This window comes from Cupriavidus sp. GW821-FHT02F09 (genome assembly GCF_059421605.1).
This window is the reverse complement of record NZ_JBWKVH010000037.1, coordinates 1-15,693: the sequence shown is the minus strand read 5'-3', so window position 1 is coordinate 15,693 and position 15,693 is coordinate 1. Positions and strand designations below refer to the sequence as shown.

14 protein-coding genes and 2 pseudogenes are annotated in these 15,693 nt (G+C 63.0%); 5 read left to right on the top strand and 11 right to left on the bottom strand.

Annotation, left to right across the window (positions count from 1 at the left end; translation table 11 throughout):
• Positions 1–29: 29 nt before the first annotated feature.
• The 4 genes from AC07XB_RS29590 to AC07XB_RS29575 all read right to left on the bottom strand — a co-directional run bounded on the left by AC07XB_RS29590 (position 30) and on the right by AC07XB_RS29575 (position 4,718).
• Positions 30–1,778, bottom strand: a complete 1,749-nt coding sequence (locus AC07XB_RS29590; protein ID WP_492830984.1) for a long-chain fatty acid--CoA ligase — start codon at positions 1,776–1,778, stop codon at positions 30–32.
• 141 nt (positions 1,779–1,919) lie between these two features.
• Entirely contained in the window at positions 1,920–2,684 is a 765-nt protein-coding gene (locus tag AC07XB_RS29585; protein ID WP_492830985.1) for a crotonase/enoyl-CoA hydratase family protein, read from the bottom strand.
• 45 nt (positions 2,685–2,729) lie between these two features.
• Positions 2,730–3,497 carry an SDR family NAD(P)-dependent oxidoreductase gene (locus AC07XB_RS29580; protein ID WP_477133749.1) on the bottom strand — a complete coding sequence of 256 codons (768 nt, stop codon included), beginning with the start codon at positions 3,495–3,497 and terminating at the stop codon, positions 2,730–2,732.
• A gap of 42 nt (positions 3,498–3,539) precedes the next feature.
• Positions 3,540–4,718: a thiolase family protein gene (locus AC07XB_RS29575; protein ID WP_492830986.1), complete on the bottom strand. Its 1,179-nt coding sequence runs from the start codon at positions 4,716–4,718 to the stop codon at positions 3,540–3,542.
• 406 nt (positions 4,719–5,124) lie between these two features.
• On the opposite strand from AC07XB_RS29575, the gene AC07XB_RS29570 reads away from it, so the two are divergent.
• Positions 5,125–5,808: a TetR/AcrR family transcriptional regulator gene (locus AC07XB_RS29570; RefSeq protein ID WP_492830987.1), complete on the top strand. Its 684-nt coding sequence runs from the start codon at positions 5,125–5,127 to the stop codon at positions 5,806–5,808.
• Positions 5,805–6,095, top strand: coding sequence for a flavin reductase family protein (locus AC07XB_RS29565; RefSeq protein WP_492830988.1), 291 nt, complete (start codon positions 5,805–5,807; stop codon positions 6,093–6,095). The genes AC07XB_RS29570 and AC07XB_RS29565 overlap by 4 nt, the downstream gene beginning before the upstream one ends.
• A gap of 444 nt (positions 6,096–6,539) precedes the next feature.
• Here AC07XB_RS29565 and AC07XB_RS29560 read toward each other — a convergent pair.
• From AC07XB_RS29560 to AC07XB_RS29540, 5 genes and pseudogenes are all read right to left on the bottom strand, one after another.
• A pseudogene (locus AC07XB_RS29560) lies at positions 6,540–6,674 on the bottom strand (IS110 family transposase); the annotation flags it as partial.
• 23 nt (positions 6,675–6,697) lie between these two features.
• Positions 6,698–7,336 (bottom strand): annotated as a pseudogene (locus tag AC07XB_RS29555) (enoyl-CoA hydratase/isomerase family protein); the annotation flags it as partial.
• Positions 7,337–7,446: 110 nt separating this feature from the next.
• Positions 7,447–8,394 carry a VOC family protein gene (locus AC07XB_RS29550; protein WP_492830989.1) on the bottom strand — a complete coding sequence of 316 codons (948 nt, stop codon included), beginning with the start codon at positions 8,392–8,394 and terminating at the stop codon, positions 7,447–7,449.
• A gap of 49 nt (positions 8,395–8,443) precedes the next feature.
• Entirely contained in the window at positions 8,444–9,298 is an 855-nt protein-coding gene (locus AC07XB_RS29545; RefSeq protein WP_492812422.1) for a fumarylacetoacetate hydrolase family protein, read from the bottom strand.
• Between the two features lie 105 nt (positions 9,299–9,403).
• Positions 9,404–10,996, bottom strand: coding sequence for a CoA-acylating methylmalonate-semialdehyde dehydrogenase (locus AC07XB_RS29540; protein ID WP_492812424.1), 1,593 nt, complete (start codon positions 10,994–10,996; stop codon positions 9,404–9,406).
• A 71-nt stretch (positions 10,997–11,067) separates the two neighbouring features.
• Between AC07XB_RS29540 and AC07XB_RS29535 the strand changes: the two genes are divergently transcribed.
• Both AC07XB_RS29535 and AC07XB_RS29530 read left to right on the top strand, forming a co-directional pair.
• Positions 11,068–11,994, top strand: a complete 927-nt coding sequence (locus AC07XB_RS29535; RefSeq protein WP_492812426.1) for a LysR family transcriptional regulator — start codon at positions 11,068–11,070, stop codon at positions 11,992–11,994.
• 584 nt (positions 11,995–12,578) lie between these two features.
• The gene (locus AC07XB_RS29530; RefSeq protein ID WP_492830990.1) at positions 12,579–13,358 is read left to right on the top strand and encodes a tetratricopeptide repeat protein; all 780 of its coding nucleotides are present in this window, start codon (positions 12,579–12,581) and stop codon (positions 13,356–13,358) included.
• 615 nt (positions 13,359–13,973) lie between these two features.
• Here the strand turns inward: AC07XB_RS29530 and AC07XB_RS29525 are convergent.
• A complete protein-coding gene (locus AC07XB_RS29525) occupies positions 13,974–14,516 on the bottom strand; it encodes a DUF6882 domain-containing protein (RefSeq protein WP_492812432.1) in 543 nt (180 codons plus the stop codon).
• A 268-nt stretch (positions 14,517–14,784) separates the two neighbouring features.
• Between AC07XB_RS29525 and AC07XB_RS29520 the strand changes: the two genes are divergently transcribed.
• Positions 14,785–14,979: a hypothetical protein gene (locus tag AC07XB_RS29520; protein WP_493688125.1), complete on the top strand. Its 195-nt coding sequence runs from the start codon at positions 14,785–14,787 to the stop codon at positions 14,977–14,979.
• Between the two features lie 458 nt (positions 14,980–15,437).
• On the opposite strand, the gene AC07XB_RS29515 is transcribed toward AC07XB_RS29520, so the two are convergent.
• Positions 15,438–15,693 (bottom strand): hypothetical protein (locus tag AC07XB_RS29515; protein ID WP_494752810.1); only part of this gene is annotated, 256 nt, incomplete at its 5' end.

Below are 15,693 nucleotides of genomic sequence, written 5' to 3'. Positions count from 1 at the left end.
ATCTCCTCTGCTTTATATTCCGGTATTTCTCAGTCTGCGCGGCCCTGCAACGCCGACGCTTGCTCGGCTTCCTGCAGCGTTCTCCACAAGATCTTGCCGGTTGCCGACTTCGGCAGCGCATCCACAAAGCCAATGAGGCGGGGCACCTTGTAGGCTGCCAGCCGCTCACGGCACCACTGGATGATCTGTTCGGCACTGGCCTCTTCGCGCCCCTGCATGTCAGGCTTGAGCGCAATCACGGCCTTGACCGTCTCGCCGCGGCGCTCGTCCTGGACGGCGATCACGCAAACCTCATGGATGGCCGGGTGCCCGTAGAGCAGGTTCTCCACCTCGGCCGGCCAGACCTTGAAGCCGGACGCATTGATCATGCGTTTGAGCCGGTCGCGCATGAAGAAATAGCCGTCGTCGTCGATGAAGCCGAGGTCGCCCGTACGTAGGAAGCGCTTGCCGTCAATTTCGATAAAGCTCTCCGCATCGGCCTCCGGATTACGCCAGTAGCCTCGCATCACCTGCGCGCCGCTGGCGACGATCTCTCCCAGCTCGCCTTGCGGCAGCTCGGCGCCGGTCTGCGTATCGATCACGCGCGCATCGACCCCGAAGGTGGCGATGCCCAGGCATTCCCGCTTTGGGCGGTGACGCGGATTGGACAGCAGGAAAGCGGCGGTCTCGGTCATGCCATACGCCTCGATATAGCGCAGGCCGAAGCGCTCCTGCAGCATGTCTGCCACGGCATCGGGCATGGCCGCCCCGCCGCCGCCCAGGAAGGCCAGGCTGGAAAGATTGCGCTCAAGGATGCCCGGCTGGGAGAAGAAGTCCACCAGCATGGCCGGGGTCGTGGCCCAGTTCGAGACACGGTAGCGCTCGATCAGCTCCGCGGCCAGCGCGCGGTCCCAGCGCGGCAGCAGCACGATGGTGGCCCCCAGGTAAAGTGGCGCATGGATGCCGTTCTGCATGCCCAGCATGTGGTACAGCGGCGCTACGGACAGGAAGACTGTCTCGGGCGTATTGCTGCGCCAGATCTGCGAGCCCACCGCCGCGCTCATCAGCGTGCCATGGGTGTGGATGCAGCCCTTGGGGTGGCCGGTCGTGCCAGAGGTGTAGGCCAGCATGCACATCGTGTCATGGCTGGCGGTGTGCGGCGCCGGTGCCAGACCGGCCACATCCGCGTCCTGCCAGCGCACCAGCGTGCCGCCTGCCGGGGCCTGCTGCGCCGGCAGCGCGCAATCGCGCAGCCAGGCGGGAACTGCCGGGCCGTCGTCCGCAGCGGCCGGCACCATGTCTGCGTAGTCGTGGACGATCACGTGCGGGAGCGCGGCACCGTGCAGCGGCGCCAGGCGCTCGTACAGCTCGGAGGCGGCGAAGGCCACGCGCGCTCCGCTGTCGCCTGCCACGTGCTCCAGCTCCGCGGTCAGCCACATCGGGTTGGCCGGCACCACCACGGCTCCGGCGCGCAGGATGGCGTAGTAGGCAATGATGAATTGCGGGCAGTTCTGGGTGTACAGCAGCACGTGGTCGCCCGGCACGACGCCGCAGGCGCGCTGCAGGTAGCCGGCCATGCGCTCGATCTGTTCGTGCAGCGTGGCATAGCTGATCGCGCGGCCGAAGTACTGGATGGCGGTCTTGTCCGGGTAGCGGCGCGCGGCCACTGCTACGTTGTAGAACAGGCTGGTGCGAGGCACATGCACTGCTGCGGGCAAGCCGGGGGGCCAGAAGGGGGACAAGCCTGAGGCTTGGGCAGCCCTCGGTTGCGCGGCGTCGGGGGGGAATGGTTGTGTCATGTTGTACCGGTGTCTGTAAAGATGAAAACGGTGAGCGGCCGGACACACAGTTCCATCGAGACAGATCTTGCAAGTGCGAACGACCTTGGCCGCGGATGGCCGCTTGACGCAGCGATCGCAGCCATGTTGCAGCCATGTGGCTTATTTCCCGGCCCAGACGGGCTTGCGCTTCTCGGCGAATGCCGTTGCTCCTTCGCGGGCGTCGGCGGAAGCGAAGACAGGGTCGAGCAGCGGTTTCTGCCGCGAGAACATTTCCTCTCGCGACCAGTCGCCGGACTCCGCCACCACGTGCTTGCTGGCGGCAATGGCGAGCGGACCGTTGGCGCCCACCGCGGCGGCGAGTTGCAGTGCGCCGTCGAGCGCGCCGCCGGCATCGGTCAAGCGGTTGACGAGGCCCAGTTCGTAGGCGCGTTCGGCCGGGAGCACGTCGCCGGTCAGCGCGTATTCCATGGCAATGTGGTACGGCACGCGGCGCGGCAGGCGGATCAGGCCGCCGGCTGCCGCTGCGAGGCCTCGCTTCACTTCGGGCAGGCCGAACTTCGCCTCGCGCGATGCCACCACCATATCGCAAGCCAGCACCAGCTCGAAGCCGCCGGCCAGTGCGTAGCCTTCCACGGCGGCAATCAGTACCTTGCGCGGCGCTCGCTCGGTCACGCCGCCAAATCCGCGGCCCGGAATGCTCGGACGTTTGCCGGCGAGAAAGCCCTTCAGGTCCATGCCGGAGCAGAAGGTGCCGCCGGCGCCGGTCAGCACGGCAAGGCTCAGGTCGTCGCGGGCGTCAAGTTCGTCTAGCGCGGCGGCGTTGGCGGTGGCCGTCTCGAAGTCCATTGCGTTGCGGGCCTGCGGACGGTTGATGGTCATCACCATCACGTTGCCGCGGGTTTCCAGCAGAAGCGTGTCACTCACAGGGTGTCTCCTTTCCTCGATGGGTTGGATGTGGAGCGGCGCGCTTTAGCGTGCTGCCATGCGGATGGCGCCGTCCAGACGAATGGTCTCGCCGTTCAGCATGGCGTTCTCGAGGATGTGCATGGCGGTGGAGGCATACTCGTCCGGCGCGCCCAGGCGGGCCGGGTGTGGCACCGAGGCGCCCAGTGCGGTCTTTACGTGCTCGGGCAAGCGGGCCAGCAGCGGGGTGTCGAACAGGCCAGGGGCAATCGTGCAGACGCGGATCATGCGCTGCGCCAGGTCGCGCGCGGCGACGAGGGTCATGCCGACGATGCCGGCCTTGGCCGAGGCGTACGGGATCTGGCCGATCTGGCCTTCGAAGGCGGCCACCGAGGCGGTCAGCACACAGGTGCCGCGTTCGCCGTCCACCGGTTCGTTGGTTGCCATGCGCGCGGCGGCCAGGCGTAGTGCATTGAAGGTGCCGATCATGTTGATGCGCACCACGTGCTCATATTTCTCCAGCGATCCGGGCGAGCCGTCCTTCTCCACCACGCGGACCGGCGCGCCAAGGCCAGCGCAATGCACCAGGGCGCGCAGCGGGGCCAGCGCGACGGCAGCGTCGAAGACGCGCGTCATCTGCCCGGTGTCGGTCACGTCGGCCTGCACGAAGGTAGCCTGGCCGCCCAACGCGTCAAGGGCGGCAGCACCGCGCTCTTCGGACACGTCCGCGATCACGACCTTCACGCCTTTTTCCACAAGGCGGCGTGCGCTGGCGAGGCCCAGGCCCGAAGCGCCGCCGGTAACGACGGCAGACATGGTGTTGTCGAGTTTCATGCAGTATCTCCTGTGTCTTCTACGTATTCGGGGAGGCGCGGTTCAGACGCGCTCGATGATGGTGGCGTTGGCCATGCCACCGGCTTCGCACATCGACTGCAGGCCGAAGCGCTCGCCGCTGGCTTCCAGCGCATGCAGCATGGTGGTCATCAGGCGCACGCCCGAGGCACCCAGGGGGGGGCCCAGCGCGATGGCGCCGCCGCGTGGATTCAGGCGCGCGCCGTCGGCCTTCATGGTTTTCTGCCAGGCCAGCGGCACGCTGGCAAAGGCCTCGTTGATCTCGTAGTGGGCGATCTGGTCGAGCGTCATGCCGCTCTTGGCCAGCACGCGCTGGCTCGCGGGGATGGGGGCGGTCAGCATCTCCACGGGATCGGCGCCGATCACGTCGAAGCCGACGAAACGGGCACGCGGCTTGAGCCCCAGCTTGATTGCCATGCGCTCGCTGACGATCAACATGGCGGCGGCACCGTCGCTGATCTGCGAGGCGTTGCCGGCAGTCACGCCCCAGCCGAGTTGCGGGAAGCGCGCGCTGAGTTCCTCGTTGCGGAAGGGCGACGCCAGCGTAGCAAGGCGCTCGACCGTGGTGTTGGCCCGGATGGTTTCATCCTGCGCCACCAGCCCGCCGGGCGTGCGAATGGGCAGGATTTCGCGTGCGAAGCCGCCGGCTTCCCGTGTCGCGGCGGCGCGATGGTGGGAGCGTGCCGAGTAGCTGTCCATCTGCTCCCGCGAGATCTCCCACTTCGCCGCGACCAGCTCGGCGGCCACGCCTTGCGACACCAGGCCCGGCGCGTAGCGCGCCTCCATCGAGGGGCCATACGGGTTCTGGCCAATGCGGGCCGAGCCCATCGGCACGCGGCTCATCGATTCGATGCCGCAGGCGATGACCACGTCATAGGCGCCGGCCATGATGCCCTGGGCGGCAAAGTGCACGGCCTGCTGGCTTGAACCGCACTTACGGTCGATGGTGGTGGCCGGCACGTGCTCCGGGAAGCCTGCGGCCAGCCAGGCCACGCGGCCAGGGCCGGCGGATTGCTCGCCGGCCTGCGTGACGCAACCGGTGATGATGTCGTCCACCAGCCCAGGGTCGAGGTTGTTGCGCTGAACCAGCCCGGCGAGCACTTGCGCCAGCAACTCCGTGGCGTGCAGCTCGGTGAAGGCGGAGCCGGGCTTGGAGCGGCCCAGGGGCGAGCGGATGGCATCGACAATATATGCCTGTTGCATGTTGATACTCCTTTTGTATTCGCGTTTGGGAGGGGATAGAGGCCGCGCGCCGATGCCCTCTATGGCAAGGGCAGTGGGATGACTGACGGTGTGAAGCTCGTGTTCGCTGTCGCACGCGCTGTCAGCGCCACGAAGAGATGGCCAGGCGTGTTCTTTGCTCGATTCATGAATGTCTCCTCGTGATTATTTGAGCTGGACGCTGGTTCGAGGATGGGCGCGTCACAGCCATGTCGCGCAGGGATGCAATACCGGCGGAGCGGCTCCCTACGATTTCCTGAATCATAGATACTTGCCATCTGTCTGGCAAGTGTAGGTGTTAGGATGCCTTCGCCGTCGCGTCATAGCAGGTGGCCGCAAGGCGGGTTGGTAAGATAGCGGCGACAATCAGGTATCCCTTTCTTCACGTATGGAAAATCAACCTCAAGCCCCAAGCCAGAAGCCGGTAAAGTCCCGCCGCACGCAGCATGAAAGAAGGGAAGAGGCAACGCGGCGCATTCTCGAAAGCGCGATCGAGCTAATCTGCGAGAAGGGCATGGCCGGCGTCACCATGCGCGAAATTGGCGCGCGCTCCGGTTACAGCCGCGCGTTGACCGCGCATCACTATGGAGACAAGGAGGGCCTTCTCGTCGCCCTGGTTGACCAGATTGGCGTGAACATCCGCAAGGCGCGACTGGCCAACAGTCACGCGAAGCCTGGCCTGGAAACCGTTCTGGAAATCGTTCGCTTCACCCTCGGGCGGGATCCGGCGCACCTCAAGGTGCTGCAAGCGTTCAACGTGATTCTTTCCGAGGGGCGCAGCCCGGGTGGACCAGTCGCATTGGCGCTAGAGCGTATGACGCGCGAGTCAGCGGCACATATCGAAGCCGAGCTTCGAATCGGCATTGAGGAAGGCGAGATTCGATCCGACCTGGATCCGGCCGAGGAGGCAATGGCGATCGTCGGGACGATCCGAGGCATCTCCGCGCAGTTCTTGTTTGGAGCGAGCCACGTCAACGCCGAGGGCGTGCGCGAGTCGATCGTGAGTATTCTCGAGCGCGGGCTGGCGTCACTGCCAACGCGTTCAGTTCGGTCTCGCTCGATCCGCCGTTGATTCTCTGGAGCCAGTCGCTCACGTCGCGCAGCTATCCCGCATTCCGCGAGAACGATCATTTTGTTGTTAACATTCTCGCCGACGACCGGGGCGCCGTCTCCGATCACTTTTCCCGCGCCGGCAAGGACGAGTTCCAGGCCATCGACTACGACGATGGGCTGTGTGGTTCGCCAGTCCTGCCGGGCGCGGCCGCCTATCTGGGGTCATCGTCATTTTCCCGTAGATGGATACGGTTATTAATCAGCCCCAAGTCCCTTGTTGGCGCGGGGTGCAGCCCATTCGCCTGACCTTATTGCGGCCATCCGTGCACTTGCCGTACAGTTTTGTCCCGAACGACTGATGCCCTCAGCAACCTGAGTCAGGGCTTGTTAAGCCAGCTGGTGGTCAGTGTCAGCCGGCTCTTTCAGATCGGCCTGTATATCTTGACGGCTGCCGTGGCTGTGCCCACTGCCCTCGAAGGCAGCTCGCACATGGACCTCTTGCCTGGCACGCGCCGTGTCACCTGACCCCCTCTGCCGGTGAGCGCAATAGCCTGCACAGCTCACGCTCAACACCCGGCAGGCACGGCTGATCGAACGGCCGACCCTCAATCCGTCACGACCTTGGCCGCCAACGGATGCGCAGCCTTGGCCTTGGCCCACGCTGCGCATCAATCGATGATCGGCTTAGCTTACGACGCAGAAAAACGAAGGAAATGGTCTGACCGGAAAGATCCTCCTGTCCCTCACCAAGGGCGACGGGTAGCGCTTGAGCAGATCGGGCACGGCCGGATGGTTTAGGGGCGGCCTCAGAACCCGTTCCAGTGCAGGATGGATCTGGGTGAGCAGGCCGTGAATGCGGTTACTGGTTTGGGTGATTTTGGCAGCGTGGCAGCTTCCAGTACTCCTCGGGAAATGGCATTCAGGTGTTTCTTCATGCCGAGGAGTGCTATCGGGGCCATGCCGGCAAGCTGGCTGGTCAGTTGTTCCATGCGAGCAGCCAGATCCGCCGCCGGTACGATCTCCGTCAGGAATCCCAGCCGCAACATCGTTTCGGCGTCGATCTTTTCGGCGCTAAGAAACAGCCGCTTGGCGGCGTTAATCCCCAGGCGCGAGACATAGCGTTCCATGCCGCCGCGGTAGAAATGCAGGCCCAGGCGAGCTGCGGACATGAACATGTCACAGTGGGGGACGCCAATACGGAAGTCACAGGCCAGACAGAAATCCGTTGCCCCGCCGTACACGCCGCCGTTGATGGCGGCGATGGTCACGGGGCGGGCCGCCTCGATGGCATCCATCACTTCCCCAAAGTTGAAAGCGCCTTCATCGGCCTTTCCAGTCAGGAATGCAATGTTGTAGCCACTGCAGAAGTACTTCCCCGTAGCGGTAAAGCGCAGCACAAGGACCCGCTCCATGTCGTTGACCGCGTCGACGTGGGCCTTGAGTACGCGTAGGTCAGCGGGACTCAACCGGTTGGCTACTTCCGGGCGGCGTAATGAGATCGTGGCTACCGATTCATCCACGTGAAGTTGAGGCGTGTGCTCATCCATAGGGCGACGTATCTCCGGTCGTTGTCATGTACTCGCCGTCGGCGCGCCGGCCCGATGATCCTTATTCCCTGTTATTCGGAGGCAAGGCATCGGCTGCGACGCGGCGCTGGCTAGACCTCTCGGATCTGCTGGAAGAATGCGGAAGGCACTTCCGGGCCCCAGGTCCACAACTGATCGTCCGTGCCTTCGACTGTCGTTGCCGGAACGGTGTTGTCATAGAGGTCGCCGTCGGCATAGTGCTCGACGCGCAAGCCATCCGGATCCCACCAGTAGTCGAACACCTGACTACCCAGGACATGCCGACCGATGCCCCAGTGGGCCTTGTGCCGCCTGGACTTCAACCACTCATGGCCCATATGAACCGCGTCGATATCCTGAACCTCGAAGGAAACATGATGGACGTGTGATGTCCCGGCCTTCGAGAACAGCAGGGTATGGTGATCGGTGGGTGTCGCTCCCCGGTCACAACGCATGAAGAAGCCGAGGAATTCGTCCTGTGAGCCGGGTTGCAGCATCGCGTCTGAAACGATCATGCCCAGGTTGCGAACAGCCCAGTCCTTTGTTGCCACCGGATCTGGCACGCCGAGGGCGACATGCCCCAGGCGGAGCACCTGGCAGGGTCCGTGTTCCGGGCGCTGCGGTACATTGAAGCGCGCCTTCCGAATTCCCTCGTTAAGCACCGATGGCGGACGCACCGGTAATTCAGGGGCATCCTCGACGCCGTGGACAAGCTCCAGACTTATCCCGCCCGGAAACGCGACGTTCACGCAAAGGCCTCCACCGGGACGGCTAAGCTCACGTATACGCGAGGCGCCCTCGATGCGGGCGGCAAGCGCAAGGTCGTCCGCACTGTCCACTTCGAGGCCAATTGCCTTGAGAGATGGTTCAGCGGATGGTTCGGCCACGTAAATGTAGGGACTGGAAAGGGCCCCGCGGAAATAGGCGGCGTTTCCAGGCCAATCTACAGGCACCAGGCCAAAGTCGGCCATGAAACTTCGGGTCTTTCCGAGGTCACTGACCCCATAGACCACATACTTTCCACCACGAATTTTGATCACGTCGTCTCCTTCTGCATGCTGTTGGTAGGCGCGGTGGGCGGGGCCGGCTTCAGCCTCTTGCAACGATGGGATTCGTCACCGCTACGATGCCCTGCACAGCCACCTCGACGACGGATCCAGGCTTCGCGTAGATGCGTGGGTTCCGGCCAAATCCAACACCTGATGGCGTACCAGTAGCGATCAGGTCGCCGGGCTGCAAACTGATCGTGCGCGTAATGAATTCAATGATCTGTCCGACGGAGAACACCATGTCTGCAGTGGTGCCGTCCTGCATGATCTCACCGTCCACCCTGGTCGTCAGCCGCGTGTTGGCGGGATCGATCGAGTCCGCAGTAGCGATGATCGAACCCACTGGACCGCTGCCATCGAGATTCTTGCCCAGCGCCCACTGGCCAGTGCTGAGCGTCATGCTCTGGAGTTGGGACGCCCGTCCGCTTAGATCATTGAAGACCGTGTAGCCCAGTACACCTTCCAATGCTTGCTCCGGATTCGCTTCCAGCAGCGGCTTCCCAATGATCGCGGCAAGCTCGACCTCCCAGTCGATGCCGTCCGGCTCCGTCGATGGCACCGGCACTGGGGTGCCAGACGTCACCAGCGTCGAAGCCCAGCGCGCAAACAGATTGGGGAAAGGCGGCGTCGGGAGTCCACCTTCCTTGCCATGCTCGACATAGTTGATTGCCACGCAGATGATCTTCGCGGTCAACGGGACAGGTACTGCCAGGCTGACGTCGGCGAGCGGCAGGGAGCCTTTGTGCAGCGTCCGCGCTTGCTCCAGCCAGGCGTCGGTATCCCTGTAGAAGTTGCCTAGGGATGTCAGTGGTTCGATGAGGCCATCTATCAGGACACCGATGTTGGCGTCGGACTGGACACCGGTGTTGGAGGGGCGATAAGCGATCAGGCGCATGGGAATGCTCCAAAGTCATTTGCTTGGGACTGCTGCGAGCCAGCAGGGGTGGTTCACCGTAGGGGCGAGGCGTCGACCATGCGATGGCACGATGGCCATCGCGCCTCAGGCGCTGCCGCTGAAGGCCAGCGACACGGGGGACGCCTTCTGGTCCGGCTCGGGCCATCGCTGCGAAACGGTCTTGAGCTTGGTGTAGAAGCGCGCGGCGTCGGGTCCGTAGAGATGGGATTCACCGAACTTCGAGCGGCGCAGTCCGCCGAAATTGAAGTAACCCACGGGCAAAGGCACCGGGACGTTGACCCCGATCATGCCGGACTCGATCTCGGTCATGAAACGATGTGCCGTCTTGCCGTCGCGGGTGAAGATGACCGAGCCATTGCCGTAGGCGTGCCTGTTGGTCACGTTGACGGCCTCATCGAAGGTCTCGGCACGCATGATGCCGCGCGCCGGCCCGAAGACCTCCTCCTTGTAAAATTCCATATCGGACGTGACCCGGTCGATCAGCGTGGGGCCAAGGTAGTAACCGCTTGCATGGCCCGGCACACTCAGATCCCGTCCGTCGAGCACAAGGTCCCCACCAGCCTCCACGCAATCGCGAATCGCTCGCTCCACCGCCAGCTTGGACTGCGCTGAAATCACGGCACCGAAGTCGGCGGCGGGGTTGTTGTAGGGGCCCACGCGGAGCGCCTGAATCTTTGGCACGAGCAGCTCGCGCAGGCGCTCGGCCGTTCCGGCGCCAACGGGCAGCAGTAACGACACGGCCATGCAGCGCTGGCTCGCCGAACCGTAGCCAGCGGAAACGAATGCATTGGCTGCGGCCTCCAGATCGGCATCTGGCATCACCACCATGTGATTCTTGCCACCGGTAAATGCGGCTACACGCTTGTTGTGGGAGGAGCCCTTTTGGTAGATGTATTCACCCACGGCCGTGGAGCCAACGAAGCTGACACCCGCGATGCCAGGATGTTCGAGGATCGCGTCGACCATCTCCTTGTCGCCCTGGACGACATTAAATACGCCATCGGGCAACCCGGCTTCCTTCCACAAGCGCGCAAACTCGAGTGCGGCACTCGGCACCTTTTCCGATGGCTTCCAGACCACTCCGTTGCCGACGGCCACGGCCATGGCAATCATCACGGCAGGCACCATGATGGGAAAGTTGAATGGCGTGATGCAGCCGACCACGCCGATCGGCACACGCATCGAAAATACGTCGATATCGCCGCCAACATTCGTCGCATACTCGCCCTTGGTCACGTGCGGCGCATTGGTCGCAAACTCAATGGCCTCGATGGCGCGGGCGATCTCGCCCTTTGCGTCGGCGATCGTCTTGCCATGCTCGCGGCCGATGGTCTCGGCCAGCAGGTCGATATTGGCGGTCATCAGCTCACGCATTTTGAAGATGACAGCCTGGCGCGTCGCATGCGAGGCGCGCCCCCAGCGCTTTCCCGCTTCGGTGGCGGCCACGACCGCATGATCGAGCGTGGCCCGATCCGCATAGGCGCAGCGCGCAATCTCTTCGCCAAGCGAGGGGTTGTAGACCGGGCCGGTACGATGGCCCGTGCCGGCTTCATGCTTGCCCGCGATGAAGTGCCCGATGTGATTGGTCATGCTTTGTGTACCTCCCTGAGCGATCGCCCGAACTTCGTGAATTGGTTCTGCATTGCGTGCAGTGACACCGTACGGCAGATCGTACACCTGCGTTTATGCAATTGGTGTGGCAAAATATGCAAGGCAACTATGCGTTTTTGCATTTGTAGGAGAGCGCCTTGAACCAGTTCAATTGGGACAACTTGCGGGTATTTCTTGGCGTGGCGAGGGCGCAATCTGCGCTGGAGGCCTCGCATGCGCTGGACATGAACCAGTCCACCATTTCGCGACGCTTGCAGCGGCTGGAGGAGGACATCGGGTCGAAACTGTTTGATCGCAGTTCGCAAGGGCATCGCCTCACGAGCGCTGGTCACCGCTTGCTGGAGCACGTCGAGAAGCTGGAGAGCACGCTTGCAATGGTGGAATCCGACGTCTTTGGCGACAGCCTTGCGCTGACAGGCGAGATAAGGCTGGGCGCTACTGAAGGGTTCGGCAGCTACTTTCTGGCCCCGCACGTCGCGCATTTCTGCACACGCCATCCAGGCATCACGGTCGACCTGTTGCCGATGCCCAGAAACATCAATCTGTCGAAGCGCGAAGCCGATGCATCCGTCACCGTCGACCGGCCTACCATCGACAGCTTTGTCACCAGCAAGCTGGCGGAGTACCGGCTCTTGCCCTACGCCACACGCGAGTATTTGCGCCGTCACCCTCCTATCCATGGTGTGACAGACCTTCCTGGTCACAGATGGATCGACTATGTGGACGATCTGGTTTTCGCGAAGCAACAGTTCAGTCTCCAAACGTGGCTGCCCGGGGCCAAGCCGTTCATGCGTAGCACAAGCGTTATCGCGCAGTTCCAGGCCGTCCGTTCCGGGCTCGGGGTGGCGGTCTTGCCTTGTTTCCTGGGCGCCGCTTCGAAAGAGCTCGTTCCCATCCTTCCCGCGCGGATCGATATCACCCGGACTTTCTGGCTCGTCGCGCCGCAGGAACGGCGGGAGCTTGCCCGAATCAAGGCACTCTGGGATTACTTGCGCCGGGTCGCCGACGCTAACGCGGATTTCCTGATGGGCAAGTCCGGAAAGATTGAATGGCTGGCCGGCTGAGCGATAAACTCGGACGGGGACTTCTTGGCGAAGGCACAGCCGGACGGCCATCCGGCAGCGGCATCAAGGCGTCAGCGGCGATCAAGCGCACTTCGGCATAGTCGCCGGGACCTAAAAGGCGGACGACCGTCCCAGCCGCGATCAGCCTGAAGGGCACAGCGTGGATGACCGCTCTGGATCGCTCTCCGGACCTCCACTAAGCCGGGTTCGGATGACAGGATCTCGGCCTGAACAGCCCTTCGAACTATCGCGTTGGACGTCGCAGAAGGGTCGGTAAGAGGCGGTGTGCAGCCGGGTGGTAGGGCACGATAACGAGCACTTCGCCGAGGGGGCAGCGTCGAGGTTTTACTCGGGGGCGTCTCCGAAGACCCGGACGGCCAAGTCGTGCTCGAATTTGGTCGACCAAGAATCACGAGACCCTGCTGCATAGTGCATCAGAGTGCCTGTCTCTGGTCTCAGCACGCTGACCAGGCGATCCAGTTTCCCGGTCATGTCGCAGACGCTAAAGTCGGCGGCGATGAACCCGTGTCGACGACAGGCATTGGTAAAAGCTTCGCGCTCCGCGGTCCCTGGAGGACGCCGAGATGATGCTGGGCATCCCGCGATCGGTGGCCACCAGGCTGGTCACCGAGGGGATCATCACGCCCGCCCTCGGGCCGCGGCGAAAGCTCCTCTTCACGTTTCAGGACATGGTGCTTCTTCGTACCGCAAATTCCCTGCACGGCGCCAAGATCCCTACGCGGCTGATTGTCCGCGCGCTGGCGAGGGTGAAGGCGTCTCGCGGCACCGGCCAGCCGCTGACCGGTGTGCGGATCCGTGCGATGGGCAACGAGGTGGCGACAAAGGACGAGGGTAGGGGATGGCAGGCCGTGTCAGGCCAGATGCTGATGGACTTCGAGCCAGGTGAACTTGGCGCGGCGGTCGTGGCGTCTCTGCACGATGCACGGGCGCCGGCGGCCGACGCGCAGGATTGGTTTCTCATCGGTGCCGAGCTGGAAACGGAGAAGCCGATCGAAGCCGAGGCAGCGTACCGTCGCGCACTGGAGGCCGAACCGACATTTCTTGATCCATACCTCAACCTGGGCTGCATGCTGTGCGACGCAGGCCGGTTCGTCGACGCGGTGGCACTCTACCGTTCCGGAATCTCATATCTGCCGAACGAACCCCTGCTGCACTTCAATCTTGGTGTCGCCCTGGAGGACATGAGCCAAACAGGGGAGGCGCTCTCAAGTTACGAGCGATGCATCACGCTTGCGCCGGGCTTTGCTGATACCCACTTCAACGCAGCCAGAATTTACGAAACGCTTGGTAATGGGGTGCGGGCAATCCGACATTTCAATGCCTACCGCCGGCTGCAGACTTAACTTATTGCGCAGGTCGCCTGCGGAGAGGCGGCTGGTCCAAGGGGTGACGTGGATCCGCGCCAGAGGGCGTCAGAGTGGGTGCCAGTTCAATAACACAATAAACTGCCTGCCGAGGGACGGCCACCAGGCGTGCGCAGCGCGCCCGGTCACCCCGGCGAACAGGCACCGCTAAACATAACGCGGGTGCTGTCTAAGGTTGTTCGCGGCTGTCGGCATGAAAAAACCGGGCACGTTTTGGCCCGGTTTCATTTGCGGCAAGGTGCTCGGCCAGGCTTGGCAATGGCAAGCGACGGTCTTTACGGCTGCAGTCCATGCCCAACGCCTTGGCGGCGGCGCTGCGAACCGTGTGAAGTAGAGAGCGCACTATCGCATGGGGCCTTTGGCGCGTCTAGGAGGCGGCGCTTTCGCTCAACTGGTGCCGGGCATGGGGCTAGCCCGGCGCGTCCAGCAGCACGGGGCGCCGGCACGGCCTCGAAGGCGGGGCCGCAGCTGGAGTTGATGTGATCGCATTTACGTAACGTGTACGGATTTGATTGAGGTTATTGCTACAAGCGTGACAAGTTATCTGCCAGTGATGGCGCTAAGTTCCTGGTCAGTTTTCGTGAACACTTAGCCTCACTTGTTGATCGTCACGGTGCCATAAGTCATGAACACCCGCGCCGAGCCAGACGGGCCGCTATAGCCGCCCTGCCCACCGCCGAGGTGGCAGGCGAGCGCGGTGAATTCCCAGGCATCGTCTATCGACGCGGCGATCTTGCGGGTGGTTAGCCTCTCCAGCCCATATTGCTGACCGAAGTCTCGCACGCGTCGGGCGTGCTCGCCGAGCGCCTCAGGTACCGAAGGGTGGTCCCAGCCCCATAGCCAGGTGCCGTCTTCGGTATCGTAGGTGCCAACCACCTGCACCGGCGAGGTCACCACCAGCCCATTCTCGGCATTGGTGAAGATGATCGTCCCAGCGTCGAGATCGGCGTTCCACGAGGCGGTGTCGAGGCCCCACATGTCGATCGCGGCTTGCGTGCGCATCCGCATTTCGTTATTCGCGCGCGCAATGGTGAGGTCTGGTTCGGGAAGAGTCGCAGCGTCGCGGTGGTCACCATGACCGTCCCTCTCAGCGTCTTTATCACCACCGCCAAACAGCTTCTTCAGGAAACTAGCCATCCGCATCCTCCATTTTCCAAACGCGTTCTTTGCGAACACGCACTGTCGATTTTTCGAGCGACCGATTCTAACGCCGGCCGCGCCGGCATAAGCGAAACATCGAAATGACTAAAGACCTGCACCTCGACGATCAGGAACAGCAGTACCGGGAAAGCGTAGACAAGTCGATTGCCTATGATGCGTCTTTTTTTTTGTCCAACAAGGCTTCTCGCGGGATGAAGCATTAGCGAAGGCGCGACAGATCAACGCCAACCAACAGGCGGCCGAAGTGGATCCGACGGGCGCGCTGGGAACGCTCGCTGAAGCGCAATCTCCAATCCCGCCAGTCGGCAAGGAAGGCCAGACGCTGGAGGCGGCGCCGGCCAAGCGTGCCGACCCCATGATGTGCGCGATACTGCGCGTCCTCGCGCACATCATGATTCTCGAAATGACGCTGCAGATAGCCAGCCTCGATCCGCTCTAATTTCGTCGGCCAGTCGGGATGCAGACCTCGCATCTGCAGATTTCGGTGACGGTGCATGGCCGGTGGCGTGGCGAAGGCGATCGCCGGCAATCCGGGCGTGGCGTTGCCAGGCCGAAATAGAAAAGGGCGCTCCGCAGAGCGCCCCCAAAGCAGGAAGTTGGGGGTCCGCCCACCCGAAGATAGCTGCCGACGCTGATCCCAATTTTTCACTTGCAATTATCAAAGTATTCCACCCTCAAGTCAACGGACCATCTTTCCGACGAGGAACTTGCCGCCGTGGCGGCGCTACTATCAAGTGAGTGTTAAGCATGTTCGAGCGGCTGACGGGCTCCAACCGCGGCGCCATTGCCTTGCACCAGGAGATGCTACGGCTTGCCGCCTCCCTCATGACGGTCACGGCGGTGGCGAGATCGTCCTACGCGACGCGGTCGACTGGATGCCCTACAAGCTGGGGCAGGCTAGTTGGGCAAGCCATGGGGCAGGTCAATGTGGACTGCCCCATGGCCCCAGGCTGGCTGCGGCGCGCGAGGGACGCCCTCCCGGTTCCACGCGGTGAGCACGTGACTAGAGTGGTGCTGCTTGTCGAGTTCGCCGACATCGACTAGCCTGCTATCGATGTCGATTCTTCGCTGCGCTGCGATACCCATTTGATGCCAGAACGCTCGATCACCCGATATGGCAAGGCGCTGCAGCGCCTGCGCCAGGTCTTTTCCC

What these genes read in the sequence shown, in the direction of transcription:
- AC07XB_RS29590 (WP_492830984.1), bottom strand. Translation starts at nt 1,778, where the DNA reads ATGACACAACCATTCCCCCCCGACGCCGCGCAACCGAGGGCTGCCCAA.
- AC07XB_RS29580 (WP_477133749.1), bottom strand. Translation starts at nt 3,497, where the DNA reads ATGAAACTCGACAACACCATGTCTGCCGTCGTTACCGGCGGCGCTTCG.
- AC07XB_RS29575 (WP_492830986.1), bottom strand. Translation starts at nt 4,718, where the DNA reads ATGCAACAGGCATATATTGTCGATGCCATCCGCTCGCCCCTGGGCCGC.
- AC07XB_RS29570 (WP_492830987.1), top strand. Translation starts at nt 5,125, where the DNA reads ATGGAAAATCAACCTCAAGCCCCAAGCCAGAAGCCGGTAAAGTCCCGC.
- AC07XB_RS29545 (WP_492812422.1), bottom strand. Translation starts at nt 9,298, where the DNA reads ATGCGCCTGATCGCTTATCGCCCCTCCAACACCGGTGTCCAGTCCGAC.
- AC07XB_RS29530 (WP_492830990.1), top strand. Translation starts at nt 12,579, where the DNA reads ATGATGCTGGGCATCCCGCGATCGGTGGCCACCAGGCTGGTCACCGAG.
- AC07XB_RS29525 (WP_492812432.1), bottom strand. Translation starts at nt 14,516, where the DNA reads ATGGCTAGTTTCCTGAAGAAGCTGTTTGGCGGTGGTGATAAAGACGCT.